The sequence below is a fragment of the Pseudomonas sp. HK3 genome (genome assembly GCF_052920985.1).
In genome coordinates, this window is sequence record NZ_JBREXD010000001.1 from 1,820,092 (window position 1) to 1,833,511 (window position 13,420).

Consider the following 13,420-nt stretch of genomic DNA (forward strand, 5'->3'; position numbering starts at 1 on the left):
TGACGATTAAAAATCAGAACAAATACAAGACAGATAAACTTGTGGTTGTGTCCATTTCTTCTTTGTCATCGGGCACGTCAGTATTATGAATAACATTGAATGATGCCTTTAAGCTTAGGTTACCCATTAGTGTGGCTGAAACAGATGTTTCCGCTTTACTTTTGGTGTTGTCATCACTTTCTAATGCGGCTTCTGTGCTGATGGTTTGTTTAAATTTAGATGTGTCACTGAGTTTTAAGCGATAATCCAACGCTAAACGAATAATGCCGCCTTCTTCTGTGCTGCCATCATTTAGCTCATTATAAAAATAACCCGGACCTGCATTATATTTAAGGGATGACGATTCATTACCAAACATTTGATCGGCATAACCGGCCGCGACTGAGTTTTGTTGTTCAAAGCCAGAAAAGCGATCATTCTCATATGAGCCATAAACAAACAAAGCTGAATTTTTTTCGTCTAATTTATAATCACCCTGAGCGGAGACAAAATAACGTTCAGCACTGGTTTCAGTATGTTTACTGCCATCGTCTTCTTCAATTTTTTCTTCTTTAAAAAGCGTATCAATCAGGTAGTTATTTTTCCAAGAGGTAAAATCTTGGGTGACTGATAATTTACTTTTTATCGAGTTAGTTTCGGTGTTGCCAGAAGTAGCAACGACCCCTAGCTCAATTTCACCTGTGGTAGGTTCAAGCGCCCAGCCAGATTGTGCAATAGAAATAAACGCAACGGATATGAGGGTTTTAGAAAAAGACATTATTATCCCTTTTTATTTTGATGAAAATGAACATCCATTTGTGGAAATGGTATGCCAATGCCAGCATCGTCTAATGCTTGCTTGATGGTTTGATTTAACTCAAATTTAACCGTCCAAAAGTCTTCCGTTTTGACCCAGGGACGCACGGCAAAATTGACGGATGAGTCAGCTAATTCAAGCACGCCTACAGTGTAAGCGGGCTCTTTTAAAATAAGTGGGTGATTATTCAAAATCGATTCAAACAATGTTTTGCATTGTTTCAGGTCTGCGTCATAAGCCACACCGATAACAAGATCAATACGGCGCGTAGGATTGGCCGAATAGTTGGTGATGGGGCTGCCGGTTACTTCTGAGTTAGGCACCACAACGTATTTATTATCAGGTGTGGTCATGATAGTTGAAAATATTTGGATTTCTTTAACAACCCCAGCCACGCCGCCAGCTTCAATATAATCACCAGCTTTAAATGGGCGAAAGCCCGCAATTAAAATGCCTGATGCAAAATTAGAAAGAGAGCTTTGCAAAGACAGCGCAATGGCTAAACCCGCTGCACCAATGATGGTGACAAAGGTGGTGGTTTCAATACCAAGATGGCTCAGCCCAACAATAATAACGGCAATGAGGATCAAGATACGTACAAGACTTTGTACAAAGGCGGCGATAGCTGTATCAATGGATTTACTTGCTAGTAAGCGCCCAACCCATCCGGACGCTAGCCTGCTGAATTTAAAACCCAGCCAAATAATGAAAAAAGAAACCAAAAATCGCAGTGCATAATCGAGTATCACGGCTTGGTTTTCGATTACAAAATTTTCAAGAAAATCCATTGTGCTCCTTATGTTGACGAACGAATCATTAGCCAACGAAGATGATTTTAGCCAATAATAACACAGCTAATACCCAAACGCTGGTGCTCAGCTCACTGGCCTTACCACCGAGTACTTTCGCTGCGGCATACGTCACAAAACCCAGCGTGATACCGTGTGCTATTGAGAATGTTAAAGGGGTCAGTAATAACACAACCGCAACAGGTGCCGCTTCGGTTAAGTCGTCCCATTCAACTTCTTTTAGAGTGTACATCATCAAGATTGACACATAAAAGATAGCGCCAGCGGTGGCGTATACTGGAATCATTCCCGCTAACGGTGCGAAGAAAATACTGAGTAAAAATAGAACACCAACGGTGACAGCGGTCATACCAGTACGACCGCCAGCAGCCACACCTGCTGCACTTTCAATATAACTGGTGGTGGTTGATGTGCCTAACGCGGCACCCGCAATCGTTGCGGTACTATCAGCCATTAAGGCTTTGCCCAAGCGAGGCACCTGGCCATCAGACTTAGTTAAACCTGCGCGTTGAGTCACCGCGATTAAAGTACCGCTGGTGTCGAATAAATCCACAAACAAAAAGGCAAAAATCACACTTAGCATGGCCACATCAAATGCGGCAGCAACATCCATTTGCATAAAGGTTGGCGCCAATGATGGCGGTGCTGACATGATGCCTGCATAACTTACGTCGCCTGCAATTAAGCCAATAACGGTAACTACTAGTACAGCAATCATAACCGCACCAGGAATATTACGCTGGATTAACGCGACAATCAGAAAGAAACCAAGAATCGCCATAGCAGGAGAAAAACTCGTAATGTCACCCAAGCTGACCAACGTAGCGGGATGATCAACAATGATCCCTGCATTTTTTAGTGCGATCAAAGCAAGGAAAGAACCGATACCGGCAGCAATGGCTTTTTTTAATGTTACGGGAATGGCATTGATAATCCATTCACGTAATTTAAAGGCGCTGATTAAAATGAAAATGATACCGCTTAAAAATACCGCGCCTAATGCTGTTTCCCATGTGTGGCCCATGCCCAAAACAACGCCATAGGTGAAAAACGCGTTTAAACCCATGCCCGGTGCTAAGGCAACAGGAAGGTTGGCCCAAAAACCCATAATGAAACAACCAATCGCGGCCGCAAGACAGGTTGCGACAAACACAGCGCCTTTATCCATTCCTGCATCGGCTAGCATAGCGGGATTCACAAAAATGATGTACGCCATGGTGAGGTAGGTCGTGATACCTGCCATGATTTCGGTTTTGCTATTGCTGCCGAACTTGTTCAGCTGAAACAGTTTTTCTAGCATGGGTGAGGCCCTTTATTGTTTGTTTTTTATGCTAAGTGCTTTGACTATAAACCCAAATATGGGCATAAATCCATATAAGCACTTGAATGTGCACTTAGATCCTGTGTAGGATTCGAAATTATACCTAATTCTGACCAAAAGGTTAGTTTTGTAACATTCCCCTCTAGGAGAGCCCCCCTAATGAAAAAATTAACCCTTGGCTTATTATTAGCCGCTTCAAGCTTAGTGAATGCTGAAACTTTTTTTAAAGATCAAAGCCTGACTTTTTTAGATGGTAATGATTATGAAGTGGGTGATGAAGAAAGATACGTGCTTACTTATGAATACTTCAGTGTTCATGATTGGGGTGATGTGTTTGCGTTTGTTGATCGTTTACATGATAAAAATGATGGTGGCCGTGAGACGTATATCGAAGTTAGCCCTAACTTCAATTTAGCTACTTTCGAGGGTGGTCTTGTTAATAGTGTGAAATTAGCTACTACTTGGGAAATGAGTGAAGGAGATGATAATTTGTTAGTCGGCTTAGGTGCTGGGTTTAACTTACCTGGATTTGCGCATTTTGGCGCAAATGTTTATCAAAGCTTCAATGACAATACCGATGATAATCAGCAACTAACTGTGACTTGGGGTCTACCATTTAGCCTTGCTGGTCAGGAGTTTATGTATGATGGTTTTTGGGATTATGAAACAGAGTTGAAAGACCCTACTTCTGGTGATAAAAATTCTAGTAGTAATTTTACATCTCAGCTTAAATGGGATATTGCTAAATTAGTTGGTTACGATAATAAACTTTATGTCGGTGTAGAGTACGCACTTTGGGATAATAAGTTTAATATTGATAGTAAAGACGAAAACAACGTAAACCTTTTGGTTAAAGCACACTTTTAATTGAGATTTAGAAAAGCAGGTGAGGCGAAAGCCTCACCTGCTTTTTTTATGCTCTAACGTATCAAACCTTAAATAGGTTTTAGTTGTTCGTTAAATACTGGAAACATTATGTCTGTTTATCAAGATGAAATTAAAAATGCCGTGCGCACGGTCGAAAATTGGCCAGAACAAGGTGTTATGTTTCGTGACATCATGCCTTTGTTACAAAACAAGCAGGTGTTTCGTAAATTAATCGATAGCTTTGTTCATCGTTATCAAGGTATGCAATTAGATGCCGTAGCCGCAATTGATGCGCGTGGTTTTATTTTGGGTGCCCCGCTGGCCTATGAGCTGGGTTTGTCGTTAGTGCCAGTGAGAAAAAAAGGCAAGTTGCCATTCGATACCGTTTGTCAACGTTATGATCTTGAATATGGCAGTGCCGAAATTGAATTGCATACCGATGCGTTTAAACCCGGCGATAATGTACTTGTGATGGATGACTTGATTGCCACTGGCGGTACTATGTTAGCGGCGTGTGAGCTGGTTAAAAAACTTGGGGCAAATGTGGTAGAAGTGGCAGCAATTATTGATTTACCAGATTTAAAAGGCAGCGAAAAAATCAAAGCAGCAGGCTTTAATGTGTACTCTATTTGTGAGTTTGATGGCCTGTAAATACGTTAAATAAGTATTGTTTTTTGCAAGAAGGATGGTTGATTAAAGTAGTGAATAGGCTGAAAATTTTTACTTAATGATTTAATGTCAAAAGGTAGGTGCTTTATTTTTGGGGTTACCTACATATCGAAATAGACATAACTCTATGCACTTTTAGAACAAGATGAACCCACAAAAAAAGCCCAATAACATCATTGGGCTTTTTTGTGGTTTGGTTTGCGAGCAAGCTTAGCGCATAAATGGGTTTAACATGCGGCCAAAAAAGCCGGTAAATTTCAATGGAGCATCCATTACCGCAAAGCATATGCAGTCTTCATTCATCCCAGCTCTCGGCTGGTGATGGGTATTGGTATCAGCCAATATAAAATCACCTTGCTTGTAATCACCTGCGTCATCTGAGAATTGCCCAGACAGCACCAGGGTAAACTCATTACCTCTGTGAGTATGAGCTGGTAGCTCTTTACCCGCGGCTATTTTATAAAATTTAGCCACATACTGGCTATCACCTAATGAGAGGGTGAATTCTTTTATATTTCTCGAAAGCCCAGACCACGGCAGGCTATCAAAATAGCCCGGCACAAATCGGCGCAGAGGACGAGGTAATCTCGCGTCTCCGGTGGGTGCGTTATCGACGGCTTCAGGCTCGTCAAGTCGGCTTAAAAGTGTCCCTAATAAACCTGCACTGATGGGGGTTGCAGATGACTCTGTCATAAGCTCGCCGCCCAGTTGTTCGAACATTTGATTGCGTTTTTGGCATTCACGACAGGTTTCAAGGTGGCACGCCACCATAATACCTAGGGCATCCTGTTTTTGCCCTGCTGTGAACTCCATTAAAAGTTCGTCAGAAGGATGATAATTAGCCATGTCATTTACTCTTGTGCCAAGGTGTCTAGCTTTTTCATGGCAAGACGTAACCTTGATTTAATGGTACCCAGCGGTAAATCCAGCGCATTTTGCTATTTCGCTATGAGATTTCCCCTCAAAGTACACCTTATAAACTATCTGGCGCTGCTCATCTGGCAGGCCGTACAATAATGTACGGGCTACTTTGCTGTTCAGATCACGTTCAACATCGGTTTCTAGATCTTCACTTTCAGGCTCTGGCCACAAGTCATCAGATACGACAACATCGTATTTGGTTTTACGGGCCATATCGATGCGCTTATTACGCACAATGGTGTAAAGCCAAGTGTTGGCGGATGCTGTTTTTGGATTGAATTGGTGGGCTTTACGCCACACAGTGAGCATGCATTCTTGCACGATATCTTCGGCTTCACCGTCTAATGCACCGCAGCGCATGGCGTAAGCTTTGAGTTTAGAGCCGGTTAGTTCAAACAATTCAACAAAGGCGGATTGATCTTGGTTGTTAGCAATCCTTATGATGAGATCGTCCAGCGGCCGCAGGTTTTTTGGGTTTTGCGAGCTCAATTTTTGATCCCTTAACACCATGAAATGTAACTGTTTTTGTTCTTTTTAAGGTAAAGGAATGCTGGCTTTTGGTAAAGACTTATCTATTAAATATGCAATTTAATGGCCTGTAGTGATCTGGCCGTTGCTCCAAACCGTAAATGGCGTATTAATACACTAAGGTTTAAATATGATTTCAACAGATGTTTTTGTGATTGGCGCAGGTATGGCGGGTTTGACTCTGGCGCAGCAGCTTAAGCGTCAGGGTAAACAGGTTGTATGTGTTGATAAAGCCCGTGGCAGCGGTGGTCGCTTATCTTCAAAGCGTGTTCAAGGGGCAGAGCACGCCGTGAGTTTTGACTTGGGTGCGTTGAGTTTTAGTGCAACAACCCATGATTTTAAAAAAGCGGTTAATCATTGGTGTGATCAGCAATATTTAGCCCCCTGGTTACAAAGTGATAATCAAATTCAATATGTGGGCACACCACGAAGCTCTAGCCTTACTCGTGCACTTGCAGACGATGTCGATGCACAATTTGATGTGCGTATAAGCGCAATTATTAAAAATGAAAATGGTTGGAGCATCTTTCGTGAGGAAAATGAAAAAGATGTTTTATTTGCATATGCTAATGAGATTGTTTTAGCCAGTCCTGCCCCGCAAACTTATGCATTGATTCCGGATGGCAATCCCCTTAAGTCGACGTTAAAAGACGTCACTATTTTCCCTCAGTGGGTTGCGATGCTTGCCCTAGAAAAGCCATTAAGCATTCCTAACTTACACGATGCGCCCAATGATAACCTCGCCCGTATTAGTTATGAAAATAGTAAGGCAAAACGCAATAATGACCATGGTTTACATGTGTATTGTGTGCAAGCCAGCCAGCAGTGGAGTGAAAAAAGATTAGACTATTCAAAAGATAAAGTAGTTTATGAGCTAGCCGATGAACTGTCACAATTATGTGCAGAGCCATTACTGATAAAAAGTGATTATGCCCATCGTTGGTTATATTCAAAAGACACCAATTTTTCGTATGATGCCAAAGGCTTTTTAAGCAGCGACGATGGGTTATTCATCTGTGGTGATTACTTATTATCAAATGTAGCTGTGGATGGCGTTGAAGCCGCGTATTTAAGTGGTTGTGCGTTGGCAAAACATATGAATAACTCGTACGTAGAATTAACACTAGGGTAGATGAACATGAATCTGATGTGGTTTCGCAGTGATTTGCGCGTACATGATAACCCTGCTTTATATGCGTCTATGCAGGCAGACGCCACCGTTGCGGTTTATTGCTTAACGCCGGGGCAGTGGCAAATACACTATGTTGCGCCAATACAACAAGATTTTATTTTGCGCCAATTAGCTGAGCTTGCATCTAGTTTGCAGGCGCTTGGTGTTCCTTTGATCATTATTGATGCTAAAGATTTTTCTGGTGTGCCCGCTAAGCTTGCCTCTGTTGTGAAGAAATACGCCATTGAGCATGTGTATTTTAATCATGAATACGAATGGAACGAAGCACAGCTAACAGAGCTGGTGAGCGCCCAATTAGCGGTAAAAGATATCTCGATTCATAGTTTGCATGACCAATGCTTAATTCCTCCTGGCGAAATTAAAAATAAACAAGATAGCTTTTACAAAGTATTTACGGCGTTTAAAAATGTTTATTTATCTGAATTAAATGAGAAATCTCGCCCGTTATATCGAAAGCCTAATACACAAAATCCCATTAAAATAAAACCAGATTCAAGCATATTACACAGCATTAAAATTAAAGGTGTAACGGATGTTAGTGCTGAACAAAAACAGACTTGGTTAACATTATGGCCAGTGGGAGAAGAATATCCGCTTAGCTTATTAGAGCAGTTTGTCGATGAGCAAATATATCAATACCATGAGTTACGAGATATTCCCAGCGTTACGGGCACATCAAAATTGTCAGCGTATCTAGCCATTGGCGCCATAAGTGTTCGCCAGTGTTTTCAAAGTGCAGTGACATTGCCCAATGGATTAGATAATGAAGGCGTTAAAACGTGGGTAGTAGAGCTTATTTGGCGAGATTTTTACCGTCATTTAATGGTCGCTTGCCCTGAGATTTGTCGTTATAAACCCTTTAAATCTCATACAGATCAATTACCGTGGAAACACAATAACAAATTATTTAAAGCGTGGTGTGAAGGGCGAACGGGCTTCCCATTGGTCGATGCTGCGATGCGCCAACTGGTTGAAACAGGCTGGATGCACAATCGACTGCGTATGGTATCCGCCATGTTTTTAACCAAGCATTTGTTTATTGACTGGCGTTTAGGTGAGCAGTTTTTCATGCAGCACTTAGTGGATGGCGATTTAGCATCGAATAATGGTGGTTGGCAGTGGTCGGCTTCTACTGGTGTCGATGCCGTTCCTTATTTTCGTATTTTTAATCCTACGCGACAGTCTCAGCGCTTTGACGAAGCGGGCACATTTATTCGTCAATATGTGCCCGAGCTTGCTTCTTTGGATAAAAAAAGTATTCATCAGCCAAGCGCTCAACAAATAAAACAATGTGGGTATGTTTCACCTGTGGTTGATCATAAAACAGCGGTAGCTCAAACCAAGATGTATTTTAAACAGTTAAGTGACCCTGTGTCAGAAAATAAAAAGAAGGAGTACGGTTTGTCATGAGTTCAAAGCAGTTCGATACGTCAAAGCCCCGCAGTGAAACGCTTTGGCGCAATATCATTCGCTGGGTAGACTCTGAAGCAGTAACCGGTCCAGAGGTTGATGAAAATAGTCGGCATATTAATTGGATTCGTTGCTTACCGTTTTTCTTTGTTCATGCCATGTGTTTAGGGGTTGTTTGGGTCGGGATAAGCCCTGTTGCTGTGATTGCCTGTTTATTTTTCTTTTGGGCGCGGATGTTTGTGATTACCGCTTTTTATCACCGATATTTTTCTCATCGTAGCTTTAAAGTGAATAGGGTTTGGCAGTTTATTTTTGCATTCATTGGTAATAGCTCAGCACAGCGAGGCCCATTGTGGTGGGCGAGTCATCACAGAAAACATCATAAACACAGTGACGAAGAGCAAGATTTACATTCGCCCGTTCGTCATGGTTTTTGGTGGTCCCATGTGGGCTGGTTTATTTGTGAGGCCGCCTTTAAAACCGATTACAGTGTGATAAAAGATTGGGCAAAATACCCTGAGCTTCGCTTTTTAAATCGATTCGACATCATCGCGCCAGCCGTATTAGCATTGTTCACCTTTATATTAGGCGAAGTATTAAATGCGTATTGGCCTGCGCTGGGAACCAGCGGCTTACAAATGTTAATTTGGGGCTTTTTTGTTTCAACCGTTATTTTATTTCACGCCACATTTACGATTAATTCTTTGGGTCACATATACGGTAAGCGTCGTTTTAAAACCAAGGATCACAGTCGTAACAATCCTTGGTTGGCGTTTATTACATTAGGTGAAGGTTGGCATAATAATCATCATCGTTTTGCCACATCCACTCGACAAGGCTTTTACTGGTGGGAAATTGACATATCGTACTATGTGCTAAAAATGATGAATGCGATTGGCATTGTGCATGATCTAAACCCAATACCTAGTCGTATCTTGCAAGAGGGCCGCGATAATGATCGTGCCAAGCAAGTGGGAGAGCGTCATGAATAGCCAGCAAGGTGTGACTGATCTTAGGCAATCGCAGCTATTAGTCGACTCGTTTAAGCATTTATACAACACATTGAGTATCGACACGTGTAAAAGCGGCATCATAGAAATGGTCTATGGCGATAACATGGAATTTAAAGATTGTTTCCATGACATTAACGGTATTGGCGCTTTTCGAGATTACTGCGCGTCTATTTATGAAAATGTGCAGTTTTGCCAATTTAAATTCCATGACGAGTTTATTAAAAAAGACAGCGCAATGCTGACATGGACTATGGCCTATCGACACCCTAAACTAAACAGTGGCAACACCATTTATGTCAATGGTAGTAGCCATATTCGATTCAACGATAAAGTATTTTACCATCAAGATTACGTGGATGGTGGCGCATTGTTATATGAACATGTGCCGGTATTAAGACGCATTATTACATTCTTGAAAAAACGCATGAACTAGAGCAAAAGATTAAGGGAAAGCTGTGAATAAACAAAAAATAGCGGTTATTGGCTCTGGTATTGCGGGTTTAACATCGGCGCATTTATTAAGCCGCGAGCATGAAGTGACATTGTTCGAAGCGAATGATTATTTAGGTGGCCATACACACACAAAACCCATAGAACTGGGAGGTAAAATTTATCCTGTGAATACAGGGTTTATTGTGTTCAATGATTGGACTTATCCAAATTTTATCAAGCTCATGGACCAGCTAGGTGTGGCAAGTGAAGCGTCAGATATGAGCTTTAGTGTCCGCGATGAAAACACGGGTATTGAATACAATGGTACGAGCCTGAATAGCTTGTTTGCACAGCGCCGTAATTTATTCAGACCGTCTTTCATTCGCATGGTAAAAGACATCTTACGTTTTAATAAACAAACTGTCGCCGCTCTTGCTAATAACGAAATCGATGATCAGCAAACCTTAGGAGAATTTGTTGCTCTGCATGGCTATTCAAAATCGTTTGTTAATCATTACATTGTGCCAATGGGGGCTGCAATATGGTCTGCATCAGAAGACGTGATGATGGACTTCCCACTTAAATTCTTTTTACAGTTTTTTAATAATCATGGCATGTTAAGTGTTGATGAGCGCCCACAATGGCGCGTGATCTCGGGTGGCTCACAGTCTTATATCGAACCGATTACGCAGCCTTATAAAGATCGCATACATTTGAATACACCGATCACACAAGTAGAGCGCAACAACGATGGTGTGATTTTACATAGCCATGAGCAACGTTTTGAATTTGATCAAGTTGTTTTCTCTTGTCACAGCGATCAAGCATTAAAAATGCTAGATGCGCCTACTCAGCTTGAAAGTGATATTTTAGGTGCACTGCCATTTCAAAAGAATGATGTGATCTTGCACACGGATGATAGCATGATGCCTAAGCGTAAGTTAGCATGGGCCAGTTGGAATTATCATATTCCACAGCGTAAAAGCGACACCGCAATGCTGACCTATAATATGAACATGCTTCAAAACTTCACCGATGCACCTGAGACGGTGTTAGTCACATTGAACCGCGCACAAGAAATTGACCCAAGTAAAATTTTGGCTCAATACAGTTATGCACACCCGGTGTTTACCCTAGATGGTATTCACGCACAGCAGCGTCATAACGAAATAAGTGGCCATAACCGAAGCCATTTTTGTGGTGCATATTGGTTTAATGGTTTTCATGAAGACGGTGTTAACAGCGCATTGAGAGTGGTGAAACAGTTCGGAATCACTTTATGAGTGTGCAAGAACGTTCATTGCACAGTTGTGTATACCAAGGTCAGGTACGACACCGCCGTTTCATGCCAATAAAAAATGAATTCTCCTATGACATGTTTATGTTGTATCTAGACTTAGATGAATTAGAAACGCTATTTAATGAAAAATGGTTTGCTGGGTTTAGCTGGTTTAATTTAGCCCGCTTTAAGCGAAAAGATTATTTCCATGCGGATAACCCGAATTTAAAACAAGCGGTCATCGACAACATCAATCGCTACGCTTTAGAGCATGAAAAGACCACTCCTGCAATCAAGCATGTACGATTGTTAACTCATGTGCGTTACTTTAATTTAGTGTTTAACCCAGTCAGTTTTTATTATTGCTTTGATGAAAATGAAAACTTACTCGCCATCATGGCTGAAATAACCAATACGCCTTGGGGTGAGCGTCATGCTTATGTATTGCTAGTGGGCGAGGATACAGGTGATCGACAATATGAAGCGAAAGGTGATCGTCATCATGTTTTTCACTTCGATAAGCAATTTCATGTGTCCCCTTTTAACCCTATGAACATGCAATATAACTGGGTGGTTTCAGCGCCAGTTGAAACGCTGCATATCCACATGGACAATACTCAGCAGCAAGCACAGGGCGTAGATAAACATTTTGATGCCACACTGATGCTAGAGAAAAAATCATGGCAGCCCTATTTTTCGAAAAGTTTAATCCAATATCCCCTTATGACCGTAAAAATAGTGCTGGGAATATATTGGCAGGCGCTGAAATTGTGGCTTAAGAAAGCCCCTTTTTATGACCACCCAGATTCTATTGTAAAACCTGCTAGCCATAATAAATAATGAAGATGACGGGCGACGTCCCGAAACGGAGTGATAATGAATTCAGTTGCCAGTACTTCAGTTAAAAAAGTACGTCCCGCTATGCTTACCCAAATTGCGAAAAACCTAGTATTAAAGCAGTTAGAAAAACTGCATACAGGCTGTATTGTTATTAAAGATAATGATGATATAACCCGTTTTGGTGAAGCATTAGAACCTGGCCACGATCTTTACGCAGAGCTAATCATTGTCGATGCTCATGCATACAGCGATATTATGACAGGTGGCAGTATTGGCGCGGCAGAAGCGTATATGACAGGGGATTGGACCACGTCGGATTTAACGCGTTTGATGCGTGTCATGGTCCGTAATATGGATATATTAAATGGCTTAGAAGGCGGTCTTGCTAAGGTATCAAAGCCATTTTTAAAAATGTTTCATTTTTTAAATCAAAACACTGAAAAGGGCTCGCGCCGTAATATTGCAGCTCACTATGACCTGGGAAATGATTTCTTTAAATTATTTTTAGATCCGACCATGATGTATTCGTCCGGCATCTTTCCCAGTGACGACTCAACGATGGAGCAAGCATCGCTTAATAAATTAAAAACCATATGCGACAAATTAAATTTAACTGCGCAAGACCATGTGGTTGAAATTGGTACCGGTTGGGGAAGCTTTGCTGTTTATGCCGCTAAGAATTATGGCTGTAAAGTGACGACCACGACCATTTCTGAACAGCAATACTTGTACGCTGAGCAACAAGTTAAAGCAGAAGGCCTAGAAGATAAAATCACACTGCTTAAAGAAGATTATCGTAATCTAGAAGGGCAGTTTGATAAACTGGTATCCATCGAGATGATAGAAGCCGTGGGCTGGAAGTTCTTTGATACCTTTTTTGATAAGTGTGCATCGTTGTTAAAACCAAATGGTGTCATGTTAGTGCAGGCAATTACCATTGAAGATCAGCGTTATGAGCAAGCTAAAAATGATGTGGATTTTATTCAGCGTTATATATTCCCTGGCAGTTGTATTCCCTCGATTGCGGCAATGCTAGATTCCACCAAACGCTCAAGCGATTTACGATTGGTGCAACTGCAAGATTATGCCCAGCATTACTCGCGCACCTTAAAGGCGTGGCATGTGGCATTTAATCAAGCAGAAAAAACCATTACCGAGCAAGGCTATAGTGAAGACTTTAAACGTATGTGGCGTTTTTATCTGAGTTATTGTGAAGCGGGATTCGCTGAGCGAGCCATCGGGGTATCGCACTTGGTTTTTGCTAAACCCATTTGTCGAGATGAAAAAATACTCAATGTATAATAAAAAAGTGGCTTAGCCACTTTTTTTATATCGTTAATAAA

General features: G+C 41.5%; 14 protein-coding genes. 9 read left to right on the forward strand and 5 right to left on the reverse strand.

Going from position 1 to position 13,420, the window contains the following annotated elements:
• Nucleotides 1–13 precede the first annotated feature (13 nt).
• From ACU6U9_RS08520 to ACU6U9_RS08530, 3 genes are read right to left on the reverse strand one after another with little or no spacing between them, the layout of a single operon-like run.
• Nucleotides 14–757, reverse strand: coding sequence for a DUF481 domain-containing protein (locus ACU6U9_RS08520; protein WP_446734606.1), 744 nt, complete (start codon nucleotides 755–757; stop codon nucleotides 14–16).
• Nucleotides 758–759: 2 nt separating this feature from the next.
• On the reverse strand, nucleotides 760–1,584 hold the full coding sequence (locus ACU6U9_RS08525; RefSeq protein ID WP_446734607.1) for a mechanosensitive ion channel family protein: 825 nt from the start codon (nucleotides 1,582–1,584) through the stop codon (nucleotides 760–762).
• Nucleotides 1,585–1,612: 28 nt separating this feature from the next.
• Nucleotides 1,613–2,905 (reverse strand): NCS2 family permease, encoded by a 1,293-nt coding sequence (locus tag ACU6U9_RS08530; protein WP_446734608.1) that lies wholly within the window; start codon nucleotides 2,903–2,905, stop codon nucleotides 1,613–1,615.
• Between the two features lie 180 nt (nucleotides 2,906–3,085).
• On the opposite strand from ACU6U9_RS08530, the gene ACU6U9_RS08535 reads away from it, so the two are divergent.
• Both ACU6U9_RS08535 and ACU6U9_RS08540 read left to right on the forward strand, forming a co-directional pair.
• Complete coding sequence (locus ACU6U9_RS08535) at nucleotides 3,086–3,793, forward strand: outer membrane protein OmpK (protein ID WP_446734609.1); 708 nt, start codon at nucleotides 3,086–3,088, stop codon at nucleotides 3,791–3,793.
• Between the two features lie 108 nt (nucleotides 3,794–3,901).
• Entirely contained in the window at nucleotides 3,902–4,444 is a 543-nt protein-coding gene (locus tag ACU6U9_RS08540; protein WP_446734610.1) for an adenine phosphoribosyltransferase, read from the forward strand.
• 228 nt (nucleotides 4,445–4,672) lie between these two features.
• On the opposite strand, the gene ACU6U9_RS08545 is transcribed toward ACU6U9_RS08540, so the two are convergent.
• Together ACU6U9_RS08545 and ACU6U9_RS08550 are read right to left on the reverse strand one after the other, a co-directional pair.
• Nucleotides 4,673–5,308 (reverse strand): ChrR family anti-sigma-E factor, encoded by a 636-nt coding sequence (locus ACU6U9_RS08545; protein WP_446734611.1) that lies wholly within the window; start codon nucleotides 5,306–5,308, stop codon nucleotides 4,673–4,675.
• 57 nt (nucleotides 5,309–5,365) lie between these two features.
• Nucleotides 5,366–5,872, reverse strand: coding sequence for an RNA polymerase sigma factor (locus ACU6U9_RS08550; RefSeq protein WP_446734612.1), 507 nt, complete (start codon nucleotides 5,870–5,872; stop codon nucleotides 5,366–5,368).
• A gap of 169 nt (nucleotides 5,873–6,041) precedes the next feature.
• Between ACU6U9_RS08550 and ACU6U9_RS08555 the strand changes: the two genes are divergently transcribed.
• From ACU6U9_RS08555 to ACU6U9_RS08585, 7 genes are read left to right on the forward strand one after another with little or no spacing between them, the layout of a single operon-like run.
• On the forward strand, nucleotides 6,042–7,043 hold the full coding sequence (locus ACU6U9_RS08555) for an NAD(P)/FAD-dependent oxidoreductase (RefSeq protein WP_446734613.1): 1,002 nt from the start codon (nucleotides 6,042–6,044) through the stop codon (nucleotides 7,041–7,043).
• A gap of 6 nt (nucleotides 7,044–7,049) precedes the next feature.
• Nucleotides 7,050–8,513 carry a deoxyribodipyrimidine photo-lyase gene (phrB, locus tag ACU6U9_RS08560; RefSeq protein ID WP_446734614.1) on the forward strand — a complete coding sequence of 488 codons (1,464 nt, stop codon included), beginning with the start codon at nucleotides 7,050–7,052 and terminating at the stop codon, nucleotides 8,511–8,513.
• Nucleotides 8,510–9,505: an acyl-CoA desaturase gene (locus ACU6U9_RS08565; protein WP_446734615.1), complete on the forward strand. Its 996-nt coding sequence runs from the start codon at nucleotides 8,510–8,512 to the stop codon at nucleotides 9,503–9,505. Before phrB ends, ACU6U9_RS08565 begins: the two co-directional genes overlap by 4 nt.
• Nucleotides 9,498–9,959 (forward strand): nuclear transport factor 2 family protein, encoded by a 462-nt coding sequence (locus ACU6U9_RS08570; RefSeq protein WP_446734616.1) that lies wholly within the window; start codon nucleotides 9,498–9,500, stop codon nucleotides 9,957–9,959. Before ACU6U9_RS08565 ends, ACU6U9_RS08570 begins: the two co-directional genes overlap by 8 nt.
• A 22-nt stretch (nucleotides 9,960–9,981) precedes the next feature.
• Nucleotides 9,982–11,241, forward strand: a complete 1,260-nt coding sequence (locus tag ACU6U9_RS08575; protein WP_446734617.1) for an NAD(P)/FAD-dependent oxidoreductase — start codon at nucleotides 9,982–9,984, stop codon at nucleotides 11,239–11,241.
• Complete coding sequence (locus tag ACU6U9_RS08580; RefSeq protein WP_446734618.1) at nucleotides 11,238–12,077, forward strand: DUF1365 domain-containing protein; 840 nt, start codon at nucleotides 11,238–11,240, stop codon at nucleotides 12,075–12,077. Before ACU6U9_RS08575 ends, ACU6U9_RS08580 begins: the two co-directional genes overlap by 4 nt.
• A 36-nt stretch (nucleotides 12,078–12,113) precedes the next feature.
• Entirely contained in the window at nucleotides 12,114–13,379 is a 1,266-nt protein-coding gene (locus ACU6U9_RS08585; RefSeq protein ID WP_446734619.1) for a class I SAM-dependent methyltransferase, read from the forward strand.
• Nucleotides 13,380–13,420 lie beyond the last annotated feature (41 nt).